Annotated in this window: 26 protein-coding genes; 17 read left to right on the forward strand and 9 right to left on the reverse strand. The window is 64.6% G+C overall.

Annotated features, from left to right (window positions below; translation table 11 throughout):
* Positions 1 to 239: 239 nt before the first annotated feature.
* Together EOHIBHHM_RS16190 and EOHIBHHM_RS16195 are read left to right on the forward strand one after the other, a co-directional pair.
* Complete coding sequence (locus EOHIBHHM_RS16190) at positions 240 to 629, forward strand: DUF5805 domain-containing protein (protein ID WP_497252383.1); 390 nt, start codon at positions 240 to 242, stop codon at positions 627 to 629.
* The gene (locus EOHIBHHM_RS16195) at positions 619 to 1,677 is read left to right on the forward strand and encodes a tyrosine-type recombinase/integrase (protein ID WP_497252385.1); all 1,059 of its coding nucleotides are present in this window, start codon (positions 619 to 621) and stop codon (positions 1,675 to 1,677) included. The genes EOHIBHHM_RS16190 and EOHIBHHM_RS16195 overlap by 11 nt, the downstream gene beginning before the upstream one ends.
* A 131-nt stretch (positions 1,678 to 1,808) precedes the next feature.
* Here EOHIBHHM_RS16195 and EOHIBHHM_RS16200 read toward each other — a convergent pair whose 3' ends face one another.
* From EOHIBHHM_RS16200 to EOHIBHHM_RS16210, 3 genes are all read right to left on the reverse strand, one after another.
* Complete coding sequence (locus EOHIBHHM_RS16200; RefSeq protein ID WP_497252387.1) at positions 1,809 to 2,036, reverse strand: HAD family hydrolase; 228 nt, start codon at positions 2,034 to 2,036, stop codon at positions 1,809 to 1,811.
* Between the two features lie 74 nt (positions 2,037 to 2,110).
* Positions 2,111 to 2,401, reverse strand: coding sequence for a hypothetical protein (locus tag EOHIBHHM_RS16205; RefSeq protein WP_497252389.1), 291 nt, complete (start codon positions 2,399 to 2,401; stop codon positions 2,111 to 2,113).
* A 255-nt stretch (positions 2,402 to 2,656) separates the two neighbouring features.
* A complete protein-coding gene (locus tag EOHIBHHM_RS16210; RefSeq protein WP_497252391.1) occupies positions 2,657 to 3,370 on the reverse strand; it encodes an SOS response-associated peptidase in 714 nt (237 codons plus the stop codon).
* A gap of 95 nt (positions 3,371 to 3,465) precedes the next feature.
* Here EOHIBHHM_RS16210 and EOHIBHHM_RS16215 point away from each other — a divergent pair, with 95 nt between their 5' ends.
* The 4 genes from EOHIBHHM_RS16215 to EOHIBHHM_RS16230 all read left to right on the forward strand — a co-directional run bounded on the left by EOHIBHHM_RS16215 (position 3,466) and on the right by EOHIBHHM_RS16230 (position 6,567).
* Positions 3,466 to 4,209, forward strand: coding sequence for a ribonuclease H-like domain-containing protein (locus EOHIBHHM_RS16215; protein WP_497252393.1), 744 nt, complete (start codon positions 3,466 to 3,468; stop codon positions 4,207 to 4,209).
* A 31-nt stretch (positions 4,210 to 4,240) separates the two neighbouring features.
* Positions 4,241 to 4,498 carry a DUF8002 family protein gene (locus EOHIBHHM_RS16220; RefSeq protein ID WP_497252395.1) on the forward strand — a complete coding sequence of 86 codons (258 nt, stop codon included), beginning with the start codon at positions 4,241 to 4,243 and terminating at the stop codon, positions 4,496 to 4,498.
* Positions 4,499 to 4,574: 76 nt separating this feature from the next.
* On the forward strand, positions 4,575 to 5,261 hold the full coding sequence (locus EOHIBHHM_RS16225; protein ID WP_497252397.1) for a dolichyl-phosphate hexose transferase: 687 nt from the start codon (positions 4,575 to 4,577) through the stop codon (positions 5,259 to 5,261).
* A 154-nt stretch (positions 5,262 to 5,415) separates the two neighbouring features.
* Positions 5,416 to 6,567 carry a DUF3179 domain-containing protein gene (locus EOHIBHHM_RS16230; protein ID WP_497252399.1) on the forward strand — a complete coding sequence of 384 codons (1,152 nt, stop codon included), beginning with the start codon at positions 5,416 to 5,418 and terminating at the stop codon, positions 6,565 to 6,567.
* Between the two features lie 140 nt (positions 6,568 to 6,707).
* Here EOHIBHHM_RS16230 and EOHIBHHM_RS16235 read toward each other — a convergent pair whose 3' ends face one another.
* A complete protein-coding gene (locus EOHIBHHM_RS16235; RefSeq protein WP_497252401.1) occupies positions 6,708 to 6,905 on the reverse strand; it encodes a DUF5800 family protein in 198 nt (65 codons plus the stop codon).
* A 116-nt stretch (positions 6,906 to 7,021) separates the two neighbouring features.
* On the opposite strand from EOHIBHHM_RS16235, the gene EOHIBHHM_RS16240 reads away from it, so the two are divergent.
* From EOHIBHHM_RS16240 to EOHIBHHM_RS16270, 7 genes are all read left to right on the forward strand, one after another.
* Positions 7,022 to 7,879 (forward strand): polymer-forming cytoskeletal protein, encoded by an 858-nt coding sequence (locus tag EOHIBHHM_RS16240; RefSeq protein WP_497252403.1) that lies wholly within the window; start codon positions 7,022 to 7,024, stop codon positions 7,877 to 7,879.
* A gap of 89 nt (positions 7,880 to 7,968) precedes the next feature.
* Positions 7,969 to 8,310 (forward strand): DUF8055 family protein, encoded by a 342-nt coding sequence (locus EOHIBHHM_RS16245; RefSeq protein WP_497252405.1) that lies wholly within the window; start codon positions 7,969 to 7,971, stop codon positions 8,308 to 8,310.
* A 166-nt stretch (positions 8,311 to 8,476) separates the two neighbouring features.
* On the forward strand, positions 8,477 to 9,085 hold the full coding sequence (locus tag EOHIBHHM_RS16250; RefSeq protein WP_497252407.1) for a hypothetical protein: 609 nt from the start codon (positions 8,477 to 8,479) through the stop codon (positions 9,083 to 9,085).
* A gap of 255 nt (positions 9,086 to 9,340) precedes the next feature.
* Complete coding sequence (locus EOHIBHHM_RS16255) at positions 9,341 to 9,748, forward strand: hypothetical protein (RefSeq protein ID WP_497252409.1); 408 nt, start codon at positions 9,341 to 9,343, stop codon at positions 9,746 to 9,748.
* Positions 9,749 to 10,115: 367 nt separating this feature from the next.
* Complete coding sequence (locus tag EOHIBHHM_RS16260; RefSeq protein WP_497252411.1) at positions 10,116 to 10,454, forward strand: hypothetical protein; 339 nt, start codon at positions 10,116 to 10,118, stop codon at positions 10,452 to 10,454.
* A gap of 243 nt (positions 10,455 to 10,697) precedes the next feature.
* Positions 10,698 to 11,879, forward strand: coding sequence for a redox-regulated ATPase YchF (locus EOHIBHHM_RS16265; RefSeq protein WP_497252413.1), 1,182 nt, complete (start codon positions 10,698 to 10,700; stop codon positions 11,877 to 11,879).
* A 59-nt stretch (positions 11,880 to 11,938) separates the two neighbouring features.
* Positions 11,939 to 12,118, forward strand: a complete 180-nt coding sequence (locus EOHIBHHM_RS16270; protein WP_497252415.1) for a hypothetical protein — start codon at positions 11,939 to 11,941, stop codon at positions 12,116 to 12,118.
* Between the two features lie 175 nt (positions 12,119 to 12,293).
* Here EOHIBHHM_RS16270 and EOHIBHHM_RS16275 read toward each other — a convergent pair whose 3' ends face one another.
* Together EOHIBHHM_RS16275 and EOHIBHHM_RS16280 are read right to left on the reverse strand one after the other, a co-directional pair.
* Complete coding sequence (locus EOHIBHHM_RS16275; protein WP_497252417.1) at positions 12,294 to 12,602, reverse strand: hypothetical protein; 309 nt, start codon at positions 12,600 to 12,602, stop codon at positions 12,294 to 12,296.
* A 52-nt stretch (positions 12,603 to 12,654) separates the two neighbouring features.
* Positions 12,655 to 13,776 carry a pyridoxal phosphate-dependent aminotransferase gene (locus EOHIBHHM_RS16280; protein ID WP_497252419.1) on the reverse strand — a complete coding sequence of 374 codons (1,122 nt, stop codon included), beginning with the start codon at positions 13,774 to 13,776 and terminating at the stop codon, positions 12,655 to 12,657.
* A 262-nt stretch (positions 13,777 to 14,038) separates the two neighbouring features.
* Between EOHIBHHM_RS16280 and EOHIBHHM_RS16285 the strand changes: the two genes are divergently transcribed.
* From EOHIBHHM_RS16285 to EOHIBHHM_RS16295, 3 genes are read left to right on the forward strand one after another with little or no spacing between them, the layout of a single operon-like run.
* Positions 14,039 to 15,100, forward strand: coding sequence for an ABC transporter substrate-binding protein (locus EOHIBHHM_RS16285; RefSeq protein WP_497252421.1), 1,062 nt, complete (start codon positions 14,039 to 14,041; stop codon positions 15,098 to 15,100).
* The gene (locus EOHIBHHM_RS16290) at positions 15,097 to 15,978 is read left to right on the forward strand and encodes an ABC transporter permease (protein WP_497252423.1); all 882 of its coding nucleotides are present in this window, start codon (positions 15,097 to 15,099) and stop codon (positions 15,976 to 15,978) included. The genes EOHIBHHM_RS16285 and EOHIBHHM_RS16290 overlap by 4 nt, the downstream gene beginning before the upstream one ends.
* On the forward strand, positions 15,975 to 16,760 hold the full coding sequence (locus tag EOHIBHHM_RS16295; protein WP_497252425.1) for an ABC transporter ATP-binding protein: 786 nt from the start codon (positions 15,975 to 15,977) through the stop codon (positions 16,758 to 16,760). The genes EOHIBHHM_RS16290 and EOHIBHHM_RS16295 overlap by 4 nt, the downstream gene beginning before the upstream one ends.
* A 1-nt stretch (position 16,761) precedes the next feature.
* On the opposite strand, the gene EOHIBHHM_RS16300 is transcribed toward EOHIBHHM_RS16295, so the two are convergent.
* Together EOHIBHHM_RS16300 and EOHIBHHM_RS16305 are read right to left on the reverse strand one after the other, a co-directional pair.
* Entirely contained in the window at positions 16,762 to 17,100 is a 339-nt protein-coding gene (locus EOHIBHHM_RS16300; protein ID WP_497252427.1) for a hypothetical protein, read from the reverse strand.
* A 65-nt stretch (positions 17,101 to 17,165) separates the two neighbouring features.
* The gene (locus tag EOHIBHHM_RS16305; RefSeq protein WP_497252429.1) at positions 17,166 to 17,318 is read right to left on the reverse strand and encodes a hypothetical protein; all 153 of its coding nucleotides are present in this window, start codon (positions 17,316 to 17,318) and stop codon (positions 17,166 to 17,168) included.
* 54 nt (positions 17,319 to 17,372) lie between these two features.
* Between EOHIBHHM_RS16305 and EOHIBHHM_RS16310 the strand changes: the two genes are divergently transcribed.
* The gene (locus tag EOHIBHHM_RS16310) at positions 17,373 to 18,725 is read left to right on the forward strand and encodes a DEAD/DEAH box helicase (RefSeq protein WP_497252431.1); all 1,353 of its coding nucleotides are present in this window, start codon (positions 17,373 to 17,375) and stop codon (positions 18,723 to 18,725) included.
* Between the two features lie 157 nt (positions 18,726 to 18,882).
* On the opposite strand, the gene EOHIBHHM_RS16315 is transcribed toward EOHIBHHM_RS16310, so the two are convergent.
* Positions 18,883 to 19,311 carry a hypothetical protein gene (locus EOHIBHHM_RS16315; protein WP_497257026.1) on the reverse strand — a complete coding sequence of 143 codons (429 nt, stop codon included), beginning with the start codon at positions 19,309 to 19,311 and terminating at the stop codon, positions 18,883 to 18,885.
* Positions 19,312 to 19,353: the final 42 nt, after the last annotated feature.

The raw sequence follows: 19,353 nt of genomic DNA on the forward strand, positions 1-19,353 counted from the left end.
GCTCCACTCGTTTCGATCGGTTTCGGGAGAGGAGCGATCGACTACCTCGAAAGCATATCCCGAATTCTATCACGGGAGCGTTGCGGCTTACACTTATCCCGAGTAGTGGGTCGCAAGCGGCGTTGATCCCGAACTGTAGGCCTCCCATATCGTTTGCTAATGAAGACACAACTGTGGATAAGTGACCTTATCCGAGTGTGTAGGGACACGCTGAAGTGGGGGGCCTCCGAGACTCGACCATGAGCGACGATCCGGAGACGAGTCGGACTGCCGTCAGAACGTACGTACCCGCGTATCAGAAAGAGCGGTGGCAGCGACACGCGGAGGAACTCGACATGAGCCAAAGCGAGTTCGTCCGAACGATGGTACAAGCCGGCAGAAAGGGGTTCGAACTCGACCCCGTGGAAGGTGGTTCTAACGACGCGACCCCTGGGGTAGACGGGTTGGAAACACGGGTGCTCTCGACGCTCGAATCCACCGACTTCATGTCGTGGGACCAACTCGTCGAGGCACTGGCTGGCGATCTGGAAGACCGACTCGACGACGCACTCGGCGAGCTTCAGAGTTCGAACCGGATCCGGTACAGCGGTCGACACGGCGGCTACACGCTCGTGACCGATGGCAACTGAGGCGACGGACGACGACCCCGAAGACCCGATCGGGTACTTCCTGCAGGATCTCGTCTTCCACGGGAAGACCGAACGTACGCGCGACTCGTACCAGCGAGTGCTCCGACGGTTCGAGTCGTTTCTCGCGACTCCCGAAGCGAACCCGTTCGACGAGTCGATCGCCCCTGCCGACGCGACGCACCGACACTGCATGGCGTGGGTTCACACGCTCCGCGGTACCGTCGAACCGAGTACCGTTGCGACCTACGCGGCGTACCTCCATCGATTCTACGCGTACATGACGCAGGTCGGCGTGTTCGAGTCGAACCCGATGACGCTCGTGATGGAGGAGATGGACGAGACGATCGACAAAGATCCGACTCGCCGCGAGATCGACGTCTCCGCCATGCGGCGGTTCGTCGCAGGGTTGACTCATCCACTCCACCGAGCGGTCGTCGTCACGCTCCTCAAAACGGGGATGCGTGTCGGCGAACTCTGCAACCTCGATCTTCGGGACGTCTCACTCACACACTCCAACGTACAGTCGACCTACGATCTCGGGACGCGGGCGGAGCTCGACGGACGAGCCGATTCGCTTTTCGTCTCGTCGAAACCCTCGTTCGGCGAGTCGACGAACGGAGAGGAACGGACCGCCTCGAACAAGCGGAAGCGAGCGACGGTCGTTCCGGTCGACGCGGAACTCCAGCGAGTGCTCGTCCGGTGGCTCGCCGTTCGACCCGACGTTCGTTCTTCCGCGGACCCGTTGTTCGTCGGCACGGCCGAGGGGTGGGGAGAGCGGCTCGAGCCGGAGGCGGTTCGACACATCGTCGAGACTCACGCTCGCGACCAGGGATGGTACCGAACCGGCGGCGGCGCCAGCGAGAACGTCACCCCGCACTACTTCCGACACTTCTTCACGACGCACCTCCGCGACCGAACGGGTGACCGCGGCATCGTCAAGTATCTCCGTGGCGACGTCGCCGACGACATCATCGACACCTACACCCACAACTGGGGTGACAAGGTACGAGACACCTACGAGACGAACATCTACAGGCTTCTGGAGTAGCCTTCTGGAAGCCTGTCTTCCTACCCTCTACCCCCCGGAGTAAGGCAGCCAACTCGACATCGATTCGACTGCTAGGTCGGGAGTTGCGTCACTCTCTTCGACACTGCTCTGCTCGCCGACGAACACGGTGTTCAGCCCCACGGTTGTGCACCTCCACCTCCGATGTCCCCTCGGAGCGAATCTCCGATGTGGATCGACTGACTCGGTTCTGCGTCGACTGCATCGAGCGCGTACTCGAACAGCTCGGCCGACGGTTTTGGTTTGGTGTCGTATCCGGCAAAGGCGCACACTTCGAAGTCGTTCTCGATTCCGAGTGACTCGAGCTCCGGTCGTTGCATCTCCGGAAGCGCGTTCGTCACGAGCCCGACTCGGCTTTTCGGGCAGCCAGTTCCAAGGCCTCGAACGCACCTGGGAAGGCCGGACGTCTCGATGGTCACGTTCGGCTGCAAACGCTCGGGCGACGGCGACTCCAGTTTCCGGACTGTCGATTTGCCCTGTAGTGAGTGCCCCCAAACGCCAGTTCCCGAATCACGTCGACGTCGTCGTACTGCTCGACGTAGTCCCCGTGACAGTACTCCTCGGACTGCTCTGACGTCGTGAACGACGGTTCGACTCCCGTCGACTCGAACGCCAACCGGAGAACCTCGGCGTCCGACCACCAGTACGCACAGAGCGTTCCGTCCAAATCGAACAGCACGATATCGAACGCCGACAGTTTACGCATCGAAAAGAACGGACCCTGCACTCGACGTAATCACTCCGGTTCGAGAGGTGTCCGACTATCGAACGAACCGCTCAAGTTGACACGGCACACGTGACAACTGAGTGTTTACTGTGTCGTGATGCGCGTTCCCGGACGGACGTGTATATCAAATATCGCTATACAGAATGTCCGCTCGCTATACCTATACAGAACGTCCGGACAGCCGTCGAACTCCCGAGTGCACGAACTGATCCCAAAACGGCCGGCTCTGGCGGCTTACACCCCGGTCTCGACTTCTTCGACGAGGCTCGGACCGTCGTTCGCTGGACTGTTGACCCGCGTCGAGACGGGGTACGCCTCCATCGCGTCGCTCGAGTACGGGTCGAGCAGTCGTTCGGCCTCGTCGGGGTCGCCGCTCAGCCACGTCTCCTCCTCACTCTCGTCGAGAACGACGGCCATCCGGTGGTGGAGCGTCGAGACGAGGTCGTTCGGTTCCGTCGTGATCACGGTGAACGTCTCGATCGGGTCCGGCTCCGTGCTCGGAGTGGCGTCACCGCCGAAGTCGCCCAACCCGGTCTGCGTCTGCGGCGGTGTCCACCGTTCCCACAACCCGGCCATCGCGAACGGACGATCGTCGGTGAACGCGACGCGATAGGGCTGTTTCTTCTCTCCGCTGTTCACCCACTCGTAGAACCCGTCTGCGAGAACGAGACAGCGGCGCTGCTCGTACGCGTCGGCGAAACTCCGCTTCTCGCGGACGGTCTCCGCACGGGCGTTGATGAGGTCGTTCCCGACGGACTCGTCGTCGGCCCACTGTGGGACGAGCCCCCACTTCAGCGTCCGGATCGTGTCGGGTGCTTCGTTCGTGACGACGGGCAGCGACTGACCGGGTGCGCAGTTGTATCGCGGCGCTAACGGCGCTTCGGCGTCTGCGTCGAACCGCGCTTCCAAGGTCGGTTGGGGGGTGAACAGCGTGTAACGTCCGCACATGGTTCGACAGAGGAGTGGAGACGAAATAATCGCTGGGCTCCCGGGTCCCGGGTCGGTGCGAGAGGTTTACGTCGCAGGAGCGGTGCAGTGGGGACGTGCGAATCGAGAACAGTTTCATCCCGGTCCGCGGCGTGGGCGCGAAGACGGAGCGCCGCCTCTGGGAACACGGCATCACGCACTGGGACGACTTCGACGGTTCGGTCGTCGGCGAGACGACGGCGGGCCGCATCTACGACTTCCTCGACGAGGCGGCTCCACGGCTCGACGACGGCGACGCTCGCTACTTCGACAGCGCGTTTCCGAGCAAGGAGCGGTGGCGACTGTACGAGAACTTCCGCGAGTCGACCTGTTTCTTCGACATCGAGACGACCGGGCTCGATGCGACCCACAACGACGTCACGACCGTGACGTTCCACCGCGGCGACGAGACGACCACGCTCGTGCAGGGAGACGACCTCACCGTAGGCGCGCTCCGCGAGCAGTTCGACGCCGCAGATCTCGTCGTCACGTTCAACGGCAAGCGCTTCGACGTCCCCTTCCTCGAGCAGTCGTTCGACCTCTCCGTCGACGTCCCGCACGTCGACCTCATGTACCCCTGCAAGCGACTCGGCCTCACGGGCGGGTTGAAACAGGTCGAGAAGGACCTCGGCATCGACCGCGACCGACCGGACCTCTCGGGTCGCGACGCGGTTCGACTGTGGCGGCAGTACGAACGCGGTGACGACGCTGCCCTCGAGACGCTCGTCTCCTACAACCGCGACGACACGGAGAACCTGCGGACCCTGATGGATCTCGTCACCGGGTCGCTGCACGACGAGACGTTCGTCGAGTCGTCGTGAGGCTTATCCGGGTCGGTGGCGACTACGGCCTATGACCGACGAGTCGAAGTCGCTCTCCGACGGCGAGGGCGACGTCGCAGCCGACGAACCCGACGACGAGCACGCCGAGGCCACGGACCCGACGGTTCCACAGGTCGAACTCTCGCTGTATCAACTGAACGTCAGAGTCAGCGGTCGGGCCACCGACGACCTCGACGACGTCGAGGACTCGGCCGTCCGTCTCATGGATTATCTCATCGAACGAGCCGAGACGCTCGAAGACCAACCCGACGGACGCGGACTCGGGTGAGAACGCGTCTCCTCGCGCCGAACACTCGTTTTTGGCGAACCTAAAAGTTCAAATACCGTTGCCGGAAACGGAGGGTATGGGGTACACGTTCGACGACGTCGCCGTCGTCATGGGAACGTACAACGAGGAGGAGGCCGTCGCGGCCGTCGTCTCGGACATCGAGGAGGTGACCGACGGTCGAGCCGAGGTGGTCTGCGTCGACGGGTCGTCGGACCGCACGCCCGACATCGCCCGTGAACACGGCGCGACGGTCGTCCGGCAGCGACCGCAGGGGTACGGAGTCGCCGTTCGGGAGGCCGTCCTCACGCCCGACCGTCCGGTCGTCGTCACGACCGACTGCGACGACACGTATCCGATGGAGCAGCTCCCGGCGTTCCTCGATGCGATCAACGACGGATACGACGTCGTCAGCGGCGACCGTCTCTACCACGGGGCGGAGGCGATGCCGGCGTTCAACCGCTTCGGCAACGCCGCGTTCGCCGCCCTCGCGAGCGTCCTGATGGGGACGCGCGTCCACGACACGACGACGGGGATGCGCGCCTACCGGCGAGAGCTCCTGCACGACATCGAGTGGACGGAGAACACCGGTCTCTCGGCGGAGCTGTTGATCCGACCGCTGATGCGCGACTACCGAGTGAGAGAACTCCCCATCGCCTACCGCGAGCGGGCGGGCGAGACGAAGCTCGATCCCATCGAAGGGGGTGCAGCCATCGCGAAATCCATCGTGAAGGTCTGTCTCGAGGAACGACTGCCCTTCCGGTAGTCGGTGAGCATCCGACCCGATCTCTCCAGCCCGAGTCGCGCCGAGCCGTGTCGGGCCGCGTCGACTCTCCCGAAGGCTGTCGAACTCCGCTCGGGAAGGAGTGTCGTCCCCGTCGTCAACGCAGCTTATCTCTCAGCCGCGCGACTAGTAAAGTGTGAACCGACGCCAGTTCCTCGGAGCGGCCGGTCTCGGTGGTCTCACCGCGAGCGCCGGCTGTCTCGATGGACTGCGCGGATGGGGTCGTCCGCCCGAGCCGCGACCGGTCGGCGAGGGTGACGCGGGGGGTCCGTCCGTCGCCTCGCGGGCGGAGCTCCGACGGGGTGCGGCGAAGGACGCGATTCCCGCCATTACCGCCCCCGCGTTCGCCGGCGACTGGGTGAGCGTCGACGCGGCGCTCCTTCCCGACGAACCGGTCGTCGGCGTCGAAGTGGGCTCCGAGACGCGAGCGTACCCGATTTCGGTGCTCGCGTGGCACGGGGTCGTCAACGACGTCTTCGACCTGCCGTCGAGGAGTTCACGGACGTACGCGCCGCTCGACGAGGCGTTCAGCGGGTCGCTGCTCGTCAGCTACTGCCCCCTCACTGGCAGTAGCGCCGCAGCCGACCGACACGTCGCAGGCGCGGTGCGGACGTTCGGCGTCTCGGGGCTGCTCTGGCGGTCGTCGCTCGTCCTCTACGACCGCGAGTCCGCGTCGCTGTGGAGTCACCTCTCTGCGACGGCGATCGAGGGTCCACTGGCCGGAGTCCGTCTGAGACGCTATCCGACGACGACGACGACGTGGGGGGAGTGGCGGCACGTACATCCCGAGACGACGGTGCTCCTCCCGCCACCGGCCTCTGACACCGTCAAAGGGTGGCAAACCCGCGACTACGATCTCGACCCGTACGCCGGCTACGAGCTGTCGGCGCGCCTCGGCGTCGGCGATCACTCGACGGTCGACGTCCGACTCCACCCCAAGACGGTCGTCGTCGGCGTCACCGCCGCCGGTCGGAGCCGTGCGTACTCCCTCGACGCGGTCGAAGCGGCGGGCGTCGTCAACGACACCGTCGGGGACCGTCCCGTCGTCGTCGCCGCGACGCGGTCGGGGTCGCTCGTCGCCTACGACCGCCGGGTCGGCGACGCCGTGTTCGAGTTCGACCGCGTCGGCGACGTTCTCCTCGGCGGCGGGTCGGGGTGGCAACTCCTCACCGGGACGGCCGTCGACGGGCCACACGTCGGGCGACGACTCGTCCGCGCCGACGGCGGTTCGCCGATGTACTGGTTCGCGTGGGCGAGGCTCGACCCGGACACCGAGCTGTTCGGATAGCTATCCCTCTAGCCATTCAGCTATCTATCCGTATATCTGTCTGGACATCTATCTGAAAGTCCCAACCGATCTCCGTCGAATGTACGGGAAGCGGATTCGAGCGTCGAGAGAAGCGTGTGCAGTTCGCGGAGTGCGGGCGGTTAGCGGAGAATGTCCTGGACGCGACGCGGTTCGCCAGTCAGGTCGGGATTCTTCTCGACCATCTTCAGTACGTCGTGGTCGGTGACGTCAGGGTAGGACTTCTGGGTCGCCTCCTCGATGAGCGCCTTCTCCAGTCGGAACTCGGTTCCTTCGTAGACCACGTCGACGCCGTCGTCGTCGAACGAGAGAGCAGTCATAGTCGCTCGTAGCACAGCCTGCTATAAAAGGACATCACCAGCGAGACGCGGTCGCGGCGCTCGTCTGACGAGCGTCTTGCGCGCCGTTTATTAGGTGTCACGTACAGGTTCGGCGTGTGTCACTCGGTCAGGACCCACTCGACGAACTCCGCATCCCCGACGGGACGACCGTCGAGGAGCACGACCTCGTCACGGACGGCGACGTCATCGTCGGCGGGCAGGGAACGGTCGAGTTCGGCGTCCGCGGCCGGAACGTCATCGCCGGCGAACGCGTCCAGTTCGGCGGCGGCATCGAGGCCGAGGGCGACTGCCGACTCGACGTCTGGTGTTCCGTCGACGGCAACGTGCTCGTCGGCGAGGACGCCTACCTCGGCGAACGCGTCTCGATCGACGGCCGCCTGATGGTCTCCGGAGACCTCGACATCGGTGACGACGTCGACATCGACGAGGGGTTCGAGGCCAACGGTTGGATCGTCATCCGCAACCCGGTGCCGACGCTCGTCTTCTACTTCATCGTCCTCTCGCAGCTGCTCCGCATCGGCGAGGAGGACGCCGCGGACGAACTTGCCACCGCACTCTCCGACGACGAGGACGACGACGTCTCGCCGCTGGTCATCCCCCGCGGGGCCAGCGTCTCCGACGACGCCTGGCGCGTCTCGACGCCCGCGACCATCGGCGACGGCTGTCGTCTCCACGGCAACATCCGCGCCTCCGAGATCACGGTCGGCGAGGACAACAACATCTTCGGCAGCCTCCGCGCCCGCGGCGACATCACCGTCGGCTCCGGCACGCGCGTCCACGGCGACGTGACGACCCGGAGCGGCTCTGTCACCGTCGAGGAGGGCGCGCGCGTCCTCGGCGACGTCTCCTGCGGCGACCTCCGACTGTACGACGGCGGCACCATCGACGGCACCGTCCGCGCCAGCGGCGACATGAAACTCGTCCGCAGGAAGTCCGCCCGCGACGCCGAGTGAGTTATCTAGTCTAAACCGACTGTCTTTATACCCGACCGCTCGAACGCTGTCGCGTACTGTATGCGAACGGCTAGCAGGGAGTGGAGACGGTGAGTCGTTCGGCGCGGTGGCCGGCCGTGGCGCGACTCGTCGCACGGTCCGAACGGGAGTGTGCGTCGTTCGACCCCGACCGCGACGACCCGCGGCGGTGTCTCGAGGTGGGCGTCGAACCGTTGGTCTCGCTGTACATCGAGGTTCGCCGAGCGACCGACGACGCGCTCTCGCCGGTCGAACAGTCGTTGCTCGACCGCGCGCTCGACGACTGGCTCTCGCAGTACGCCGCGAGCCACGGCGTTCACCACTCCGGGCGGTTCACCGTCCACGAGGTCGCCGTCGCCTACGCCGCCGACGGCGACCTCCGGTCGACCGTCGACGACCTACTGGGGCTCTGAGGGTCAGCAGAAGTTCTCGTCCGTTCGGGTGACGTGCTTCTCTGTGGCTGATAAGTAGCTCGTGCTGAATAGAGCGCGCAAGTCGGTCATCTAGCTTCTACTGAGAAGCGAGACCGTGAAGACAGACTATCGGTTAACTGAAACGCGAGTACAGTCTGGTTCTTGTATGCAATGGCTGGATGCACTCGTTCGCCCTCTCGAACGGTATGCGGATGCGCTCTCCGCTAAAAATCACGGTATTGTCGCCTTTGTGTCGTTTTGCATCTTTGTCGGGGTGATTGCTCTGGGGTTCGTTCCGGTGACTCGCCGAATCGAGACGTCCGGCTCTTCCACTGCAGATTTACAGGCCGCGACGACCCGGGCGGAAGTGGACACAATATTGCAGGCCATCGACCCAGTCATGGAATCGGTGATGCTTCTCTCCGTCCTTGATTACGTCTTCATCGTCGCAGGGTTCTTTTTGTTTTTCTCACTCCATTCGGTCTGCTTGAAGGCACTGGCAGGCTCCGACAGACTCGTCCTGATACCGAAGATCGGGATGGGCCTGACAGTCGTCTCTCGACTTCTCGACTCTCTGGAGAACCTCTGGGTCATCCTCATCTACACGAATCCCGACGATTACGCGACCATCCTGATCAGTCTCATGAACAACTCTGAAGCGTTGAAGTGGATGGTCGTCAGTGTCGAATATCCGATGCTCGGCATCGCCATCGCGCTTGCACTGCTGACACGGTTTACCTCACTGTTCGACGGTCGCTCAGAGAGCCCACAGTAGGCAGGACTGAAATCTTCAATCGGTGAGAGGTTTCAGTAGCTGTGCTGAATTCAGGGCGCAAGTCGGTCACTCACCAGTCGTCAGCCGTACCAAGAACGTGGTGATTAAGCGGTGTTGTGCGAGTCACAGAGAAGCCGTTTGATAGTACAAAAGACACTTGGCCGCATTCTGTCAATTGCTACTATGAACCGTCGTGCCCTCCTCGGTTCGTTGGGGATCTCTCTAACGTTGAGCCTCGGTGGGTGTCTCGAAGCGGTGTCACCCCCCGAGACCTCGACCAAACTGAGATATCTTGGTATCGAGAACTTCGACACCGAGGCGAGCCACGAGTTCGACGTCCGGGTCGAACGGGATGGGACCGTGATCCACACATCCTCGCACGCCGTCGAAGCCACCTCGGGGCCGACGCTCGGTGCTGTCGTTGTCGACTGCACGTGGGGACCCGTCGCCGGGGAGTACGTCATCAGTGCGCGCGTCGACGGCGGGGAGTGGACCGAGCAGCCGATAGCGCCGCTGTTTGACACCGTTCCGGAGTGTGTCACGGCGAACATCCGATATGGTCGTCTGGGTTCGGAGAATCTATTCGTCGCCGCCAGTGCGAACTGTGACCAACTCCGTCGTGTCAGCCTCGGGTGTTCGGCGGAGTCGACAACCTCGTCATAGACACGCCCTCTATCGGCCAGTTCGCTGTGCCAAGGACGAAAGGAGGGGTGGCAGACTGCTGAACACACCCTCTGAGTGTTGCACGTCGATTATGACAGCGTTCGGAGAATTTTCTACGAGCGTGCTGAATAGAGCGCGCATATCTTGCAAGGCCAGTAGAAACAGCCTATCCGAATTCTGACACAGAAAGAATTTACAGGAACTGATAGAGCTACACTGTGTGTCCCCAAAGAGTCGTCGTGAATTCCTCGCCACTACAGCAGTAGTCACTGCTACTGGTTTCGCTGGTTGTTCATCTCGCCTTTTGTCCAGCGAGCCACCAGCTGGCTCGCTTTATTTTATAAATAACCATAATCTCCCTCACTCGATGAAGATCGAGGTGATTAACGTTGGGTCACGGCTCAACGAGGAGAACCATGTCGTTGGTGATGTACCGAAGATACCGCCGAATCAACGGGATATAACTGCATCAACTACGTTGGGACCGGGTGAGTCAGGAGAGTACACAGGTGCGTTCTCCTACGAAGCGTGGTACGTAGTTGAGTATACAATTGATGGTCGCCAACCGGACAGTCCGACAGTTATCTTCAATCCTGCCCCTTCTAATCGGGACAACGGGAATTTCCTCTCAATCGAAATGTACGACACTGGAGAAACCACGTTCACAGTCGCTTCTACAGCCAATATTGAACAAATCACACGCTGAAGCAGGGCTACCTTGAGTGCTGAACGCACTCTCTAAGTTCAGCACGCCGATTTTGATACAACTAGACCCTGATACCACGGAGAGTTCGAATACTTTCGCTACTCTCCCTGCGGGCCATCGGGACCGAAAGGCCGTTTTCCCGGACGGCTGAGAGGGTCGGTTGTAGCTGTCTGCCGATGTATCGACACAGGGTCTGGCGACACACCGGAAACGACTTACAACCGACCCGATGAACTGAGTGGTATGTTGTCTATCGCGCTCGCCGGGAAGCCGAACGCGGGCAAGTCGACGTTCTACAAGGCGGCGACGATGGCCGACGTCGACGTCGGCAACTACCCGTTCACCACGATCGACCCGAACCGCGGGGTGACGCACGTCCGCACGGACTGTCCCTGTCTCGCCCGCGAGGAGCGCTGCGGCAACGAGAACTGCCACGACGGGAAGCGATACGTCCCGGTCGAGTTGCTCGACGTCGCCGGGCTCGTCCCCGGCGCGCACGAGGGCCGCGGCCTCGGCAACCAGTTCCTCGACGCGCTGACGAACGCGGACGTCATCATCAACGTCGTCGACGCCTCCGGCGGGACGAACGAGGAGGGCGAACCGGTCGAGGTCGGCACCTACGACCCCGTCGAAGAGGTCGACTTCGTCGAGGAGGAGATGGACCAGTGGCTCGCCGGCATCGTCGACCGCAACTGGGAGTCGGTCGAACGCAAGTCCCGGTCGCCGGAGTTCGACATGGACGACGCGCTGACCGAACTGCTCACCGGGTTCGGCGCGACCGAGGCCGAGGTGGCCGCCAGCCTTCGGGACCTCGACTACCCCGAGAGCCCCATCCAGTGGACCGACGAGGACCGCGAGCGACTCGCCCGCGACGTCCGCGCCCGTACGAAACCCATCATCCTCGTCGCCAACAAGGCCGACGTCGCCCCCGAGGAGAACGTCGAGCGCCTGCGCGAGACGGGGAAACCGGTCATCCCGGCGACGGCCGACGGCGAGCTCGCCCTCCGGAAAGCGGTCGAGGCGGGCGTCGTCGACTACGACCCCGGCGACCCGGACTTCGAGATCACGGGCGACCTCAGCGACGCGCAGGAGAATGGACTCGAACAGATCCGCGAGGTGATGGCCGAGTACGGCGGCACCGGCGTCCAGGAAGCGCTCGACACGGCGGTCTACGACCTGCTGGACCACGTCACCGCCTACCCCGTCCAGAACGAGTCGAAGTGGACCGACGGGACGGGGAACGTCCTCCCCGATGCCTTCCTCCTGCCTCGCGGCTCGACGCCCAAGGACCTCGCGTTCGCCGTCCACTCCGACATCGGCGAGGGCTACTTGCACGCGGTCGACGCGCGGTCGAACCGTCGTATCTCCGACGACCACGTCCTCGCCGAGGGCGACGTCGTCAAGATCGTGAGCACGGCGAGCTGAACCGTCGTGGCGTGTCACCGAGCACCACATTCATGCAGTTCGACTGTCTACACGATACCATGTTCCGCGCGCACTTCCCCGACGGAGACATCGAGTGTGACCACTACGAACTGACCGAACACGGCGCAGACCTCTACGACGAGGACGACGTGTTCCTCGCGTTCGTCCCCTACACCAGTCTCATCGCGCTGATGAACGAGGATATCGACCGCGACCCGGAACCCTCTATCGCGGACTGAGCGTCGTCTTCCGAACCGAACGCGGCGCTCGTCGTCGACGGCGGCACGCCGACGTCGCCCGGCGACGACATCGTCGCGCACGACCGAGCGGGCGCTCGCCAACCGGACGGCAGTCCGAAACGAACCTGAACGATCGGGACATTTCAGCGGAAACGAGGTGTGCTCCGGTGGCTCGCTACGGAGCCACGTCGTCGGCAGACCCGGAGCCCCGGAGTTGCCACCAGCGACCGGCCGCGAGAAGTCCGAGGAAGACGACGAAGAGGCCGGTCCCCAGCAGAAGCGCTTCGAGTGGTCCACTCGCCGACTCCGAGCGCTGCGCGAGACGACTTCCGACGGCCACTCCTGCGGACGCTCCGAACGCGTACAGGCTTCGCAGCGAGACGTCACCACGTCGGTAGCGATAGCACGCGACGCCGAAGATCAGCGGCCACCCGACGAGGAGGACTCGGTCGAGTGAGATGGAGGGGAGCGGGAACGGACCCATGGCTGTCGGTTCGACGTCGTCCCGAAAAGTCGTTCCGTCTCGACGGACCGCCCTACTGCACCGCTTCGGTCGCCTCGCGCATGATCGCCAGCGCCTCCTCTAACTCCTCGGTGCTCGTCGCGTAGGAGAGTCGCGCGTACCCCTCGCCGTGTTCGCCGAACGCCTCGCCGGGGACGACGATGACGCCGCGGGAGAGACACTCGTCGACCCACCCCTCGGGCACCTCCGGCATCACGTAGAACGCCCCCTTCGGCGTCGGCACGTCGAGACCCATCTCCTCGAGTCCGTCGACCACGAGGTCGCGGCGCTCCTCGAACGTGTCGCTCATCTCCTGGACGACGTCCTGCGGGCCGGAGAGTGCGGCCTCGGCGGCGAACTGCGCGGGCGCGGAGGTACACGCCTGGATGTACTGGTGGACGCGGAGCATCCGCTCGATGCGTCGCGTGGAGCCAGTGACCCACCCGAGTCGCCACCCGGTCATCGAGTACGCCTTCGAACAGCCGTTGACGACGACGACGTTGTCGGAGTCGGCGAACTGCATCGGCGAGTAGTGGGCGCCGTCGAAGACGAAGTGCTGGTAGACCTCGTCGGAGATACAGAGTACGTCGTGCTCGTCGGCGATGCGGGCGAACTCCTCGACGTCCTCGCGGGGCGACACCGCCCCCGTTGGGTTGCCGGGGCTGTTGACGACGAACGCCGCGGTGTCCTCGGTGATCGCCTCCTCGACTGTTTCGGGGTCGATCGTGAGGTCCTCCCGCAGCGGCACCGGCACCGGCTTCCCGCCCGCGAGTTTGGTCAGGGCGTCGTAGGCGACGAAGCCGGGGTCGGGGAAGACGACCTCCTGCCCCTCGTCGACGTGCGCCTCCATCGCGAGGTGGAGCGCCTCGCTTCCACCCGCCGTGGTGATGACGTCGTGGGGGGAGATCTCGAGGTCCAGATCCTCGCTGTAGCGTCGGGAGATGGCCTCCCGGAGCTCGACCGTCCCCTTGTTCTCTGTGTAGGCGTCCGCCTTCCCCGCCTCGATGGCGTCGACGGCGGCCTCACGGGCGTGTTCCGGCGCGGGGAAGTCCGGTTGGCCGAGGCCGAGGTTGATGGCGTCGTCGCCCGCTGCCTCGAACACTTCGCGGATGCCGCTGATGGAGATCTGCTCGACGCGGTTGGAGAACGTCGTCATACGCTACTCCGCGTCCGCCGCCGAGATAGTTCTTGCCACCCGTGGGACGGTGACACGGCAGATATCTCAGAGTCGTTACTACTGGCGCCGTCTACGGGAGAGTGTTGCCGGTAGCTGTGACGGACGAAACGACCAATTGTCCGTAAATCGGGGCGCCAGTGGGCTAACGAGCGCGGAAACTCGGCTTTCCCGATGCAACAGCTTTGCAATGACAGTTACCGGAGGCGAGCACGGATTAAGTACCCAGCGTCTACCCCACACAATGACGACGCGAGGCAACGGTAGTGCGACACGCTCTCGACGACACTTCTTACGATCGGCTGGCGCAGTCGGCATCGCCGGCGGTCTCGCCGGCTGCACCGGCGTACTCGGCAGTGGCGGCAGCGACGGACTGGACGAACTCAACGTCGCGTACATGCCCATCTACCCGGACATGCAGTACTTCGTGATGCAGGAGGAGGGGTACTTCGACGAACTCTCCGTCGACGTCTCGGGGAAACTGTTCTCCGACGGGCCGAGCATCGTCCAGGCCTCGGCGAAGGGCGACTTCGACGTGATGATGTTCGGTATCGTCCCGGCGATGATCGTGATGGACAAGGGGATCCCCTCGAAGATCACCGCCGCCAACATCCGAGACGCCATGCAGATTCTCGCCTCCGACGAGTTCGCCGGTCTGTGGGAGGAGTACGGGAACGAGGCGTTCGCGAAGTTCGAGGAACAGAAGGGACGGAAGTTCACGTTCGGCACCTTCCCGCCGGGGTCGGTGCCGGACATCCTGCTTCGCTACTGGCTCGAGGAGACGGTCGGGATCGACCCCGACAACGACGTCGACATCACGGCGCTGGGCGGTGCCGGCCCGGTTCGGCAGGCGCTGCTCTCGGGGAAGATCGACGGGACGAGCATCATGGAACCCGTCCCGACGGTGATCGAGTCGCGGGGTGCGCCGTTCCAGTCGATCGCGTGGGCGGGTGACTTCATGCCTGGCCAGCCTGCGGCCGTGACGCTGATGCACGATCGACTCCGGAAGGACAACCCCGAGATCGCCAAGACGTTCGTCGAGCAGCACCAGCGTGCGACCGCGTTCACACAGGACAGCCCCGACACGGCCGCCAAACACGCCTCGACGGTCATCGGTGAGGAGGCGCTCCCGGTCGAGACGGCACGGAAGGCGATGGAGTCGCCGGCCTCGGCGTTCATCACCGACCCCCACGAGATCGAGGAGGGCGCGACGATCTTCAGCGAGTACGCCGCCCGCGCCGGGAAGATCGACGAGCAACTGTCCGTCGACCAGCTGTTCGACTACAGCGTCTACGACTCGCTATGAGCAAGGAGAGTAGCACCGCCGGCGTGGGCGGGATCACTGCCGGCACCGACACCGACGACTCGTTCGGGGCCCGTCTCCTCGGCGACGAGTTCGACGGCCGCCGGATCGGTCTCGGTGCGCTCGGGACGCTCGCGTTCCTCGCCGTCTGGCAACTCGGCGCGATGGCCGTCGGTGGGATCCTTCTGCCGACGCCGCTGGCCGTCGCCGAGGCGTTCGCGACGGAGCTCACCGCGCCGGCGACGTTCGCGCTCCCGCTTCTCGGCGTGGAGCTCTCGGCGACTCGGCTCCCCGTGAAACTCGTCGAGAGCCTCTATCACTACGTCCCGGGGCTGTTCGTCGGGAGCGTCCTCGGCGTCGCCGCGGGCGTCGCGATGGGGTGGAGTCGGACGCTCGACGCGGCGTTCACGCCCGTGACGCGCGTCCTGCGGCCGATTCCCCCGCTGGCGTGGATCGCCTTCGCCATCATCTGGCTCGGCGTCAACCACAACGGCGCGGCGTTCATCGTCGGCATCGGGGCGTTCTGGATCAACTTCTACAACGCCTACTCGGGCGTCGAAGGCGTCTCCAGGGAGTTGAAAGAGGTCGCCGCCAGCCTCGGCGTCGACGACGACCTCACCATGATCCGGAAGGTCGTCCTGCCGGCCGCCTCGCCGTCGATCATGACCGGCATCCGCACCAGCATCGGCCAGTGTTGGATGATCGTCGTCGCCGCCGAACTGTTCGGCGCGCCGGGCGTCGGCTTCCAGATCATCAACGCCGCACAGAACCTCTCGATGGACGTCTCTGTCGCCTACATGCTCGTCATCAGCGCGGTGTTCCTCGTCAGCGACGGCGTGTTCCGGCGGGTCGAGCGGAACGTCCTGGAGTGGAGAGCATGAGTCTCGAAGATCGACAGACCGACCGAAACGAACGGCCGACCCGCAAAGTCGACGTCGACGGTCTCGGGAAACGCTACGAGTCGGAACGCCAGACCGTCCAGGCGCTGGCGGACGTGAACTTCACCGTCGACGACGGCGAGTTCGTCTGTATCGTCGGTCCTTCTGGCTGCGGGAAGACGACGCTGTTCCGACTCATCGCCGGCCTGGAGATGCCGACGTCGGGCGCGGTCCGACTCGACGGCACTCCCGTCGAGGGGCCGGGGACGGACAGAGGGATGGTGTTCCAGGAGTACGGGCTGTTCCCGTGGCGGACGGTTCGGGAGAACGTCGCCTTCGGTCTCGAAGAGCAGGGCGTCGAGCAGGCCGAACGAAAGCGGCGCATCCGCGAGCTGCTCGACCTCGTCGGCCTGAGCGACTTCGCCGACGCCTACCCGAAGGAGCTCTCCGGCGGGATGAAACAGCGCGTCGGCATCGCCCGCGCGCTCGCCGTCGACCCCGAGCTGCTGCTCATGGACGAGCCGTTCGGCGCGGTCGACGCCCAGACCCGCGACATGCTCCACGCGGAACTACTGAGCATCTGGTCGGAGACGGAGAAGACGGTGCTGTTCGTCACCCACGACGTCGAGGAGGCGGTGACGCTCTCGGACCGCGTGGTCGTCATGGCCGCCGACCCGGGCCGCGTCCGCGACGTCGTCGACGTCGACCTCGCCCGGCCGCGCGAGCGAACCGACGCCGCGTTCGCCGACTACGTCGAGCACATCCGCGACCTCATCGGCGAGTGAGTCACGTCCGCTCGACGTCGAGGTCGTGCGCCGCACAGTAGTCTTCGATCGACTGGACGAGTCGGGTCGCCTCGGTCCACTCCGATCCCATCGTACTCTGGAGGACCCCCGACCCACCACCGCCCGAGACGATCGTCACCTCACACGTCGTCTCGTCGACTAGCTCGAAGACGACAGTCGCTTGGAGGGTCGAGTTCGTCCGCAGATAGTACTTCTCGCCGGTGACGACGTAGAAGCCGTCGCCGTCGTAGTCGACTCGCTTGTCCTCGGCGTAGCCGTCGATCGCGCGCGGAACGGTGTCGGCTCGCTCCCCGCGAACGACGAGTGCTGTCTTCTCCACGAGAGTGACGCTCGATGCGTCGAAACAAAAGCCTACGTCTGTGGCGTGCGTCCTTCCGCCGTCGACTACCTCTCGGACGCCTCTTCGAGCGTCTCGATGTGGTCTCGCAGGAGCGAGAGCGTCGCGTCGGCGTCCATGTAGCCCTGGTCGTACTCGCCGAGCACCGTCTCCGCGTCGTCGAGGAACGTTTCGACCGCTGCTTCGAGTTCGTCGCTCATACCCCTGACTGCTCGTCCGGAGAACATAAATCCGCACCAGACGAAGCCTCGGCAGTGACAGTCAGGCTCTCGTTCGAGAACGGCACGCTCCGACTCGACGCCGTCGACCGCGACGTCGAGTCGCTCGCGGACCTCCCGGGGGTCGAGGTCGACCCCCGGAGCGGGACGGCCCGCGCGCCGGCCTACCGGTACGCCTTCCTCCGGGCCGTCCTCGGCGAGCGCGGCGCCGACGTCGACGACCGGGTGCTGCCCTCGGCGTCGCTCTCGCTGTCGACGTCGTACGACCTCCGCGAGTACCAGCGCGACGCGCTGGACGCCTGGCGCGACGCGGGCGAACGGGGAGTGTTGGAACTGCCGACCGGCAGCGGCAAGACGGTGATCGCCGTCGCCGCCATCGTGGCGCTGTCGGTGCCGACGCTCGTCGTCGTCCCGACCGTCGACCTGCTCGAACAGTGGCGACGCGAACTGGAGGCCGAGTTCGACGTCCCGATCGGCCAGTTCGGCGGCGGCGAACAGGTCCAAGAGCCGATCACCGTCTCGACGTACGACTCGGCGTACCTCCGCGCCGACGAGGTCGGCGGCGACTTCGGCCTCGTCGTCTTCGACGAGGTCCACCACCTCGGCGGCGAGGGATACCAGGACATCGGGCGACTGCTCGCCGCGCCGGCCCGGTTGGGGCTGACGGCGACGTTCGAACGCCCGGACGGTGCCCACGAGACCGTCTCGGATCTCGTCGGCCCGAAGGTGTACGACGTCGACGTCGACGACCTGGCGGGCGAGCATCTCGCCCCGTACGACATCAAGCGCGTCGAGGTCGACCTCACCCCCGCGGAGCGCGAACGCTACGAGGAGGCACAGGGGACGTTCGTCGACTACCTCCGGACCTCGGGGCTCTCGCTGCAGAGCGGCAGCGACTACCAGAAACTCGTGATGCGCTCGGGCAACGACCCGCGTGCCCGCGAGGCGTTGCTGGCGAAGCAACGCGCCCGCGACATCATGCTCAACGCCGACGAGAAAGTGCGCGAACTCGGTGCCATCCTCGACCGCCACCGCGAAGACCGCATCATCGTCTTCACGGCACACACCGAACTGGTCTACCGACTCTCCGAGCGGTTTCTGATCCCAGCGATCACCAACGAGACGGGCGCGAAGGAGCGTCGGGAGATCCTCGAACGCTTCCGCGAGGGTCGGTACAGCCGGGTCGTGGCGGCGAACGTCCTCGACGAGGGAGTCGACGTCCCCGACGCCAACGTCGCCGTCGTCCTCTCGGGCAGCGGGAGCGAACGCGAGTTCACCCAGCGACTCGGGCGGGTGCTCCGCCCGAAGGCAGACGGCGGGCGGGCGCTGCTCTACGAGTTGGTGAGTTCCGAGACGGCGGAGGAGAACATCGCGAGTCGGCGCCGCTGATGACTCTCAGTGATCCCGGAGTCGGGATGTTCAGAATTTCCGACCGTCGGCGCTGACTCCGGTCAGCGCACCGGTCGGGAATTCGAGAAGAGCGAGTCGCCGTCGGTGACGACCCTCACGCTCGACGTTCCGCCGTCACCCCGCTTTCGACGCCCGTCTACTCCATCCCGTGTTCTCTCGCCCCCTCGCGAATCTTCGTCGCTCGCTTCTCGACGCGGTTGATGTACCGCTGGATCTTCTCCGGTTTCTCGCCGTAGAAGGAGGCCAGCCAGTAGACGTCCGTGTGTGGTTGCGTGAACAGGTACGCGACGAGCGTGTCGCGGCCCGCCTGGATGATCGTCGGCGGGACGCCGCGGTCGCCGGTTCCGGCCTCCTCGAAGCCGTTGACGTCGAAGTAGACGTCGGCGTACAGTTCGGCCACCTCGGGGTCGTCGAAACTGCGTCCCTCGTGGTGCGGCGCCTCGAACCGATACTGCACGTCGCCGTCGCTCGGCGACCGGCGTTCGACGATCCGAACGTCGAGGATGTAGTCGCGGTACACTGTCTCGTCTTTCGATGTGGTCGGCGGGGTTTCTGATCTCGACATCTGCTCTGTGTTCGCCATCTGGATGTGCTCTCGTGTGCGTGT

The sequence above is a fragment of the Halogranum roseipondis genome, assembly GCF_059695585.1.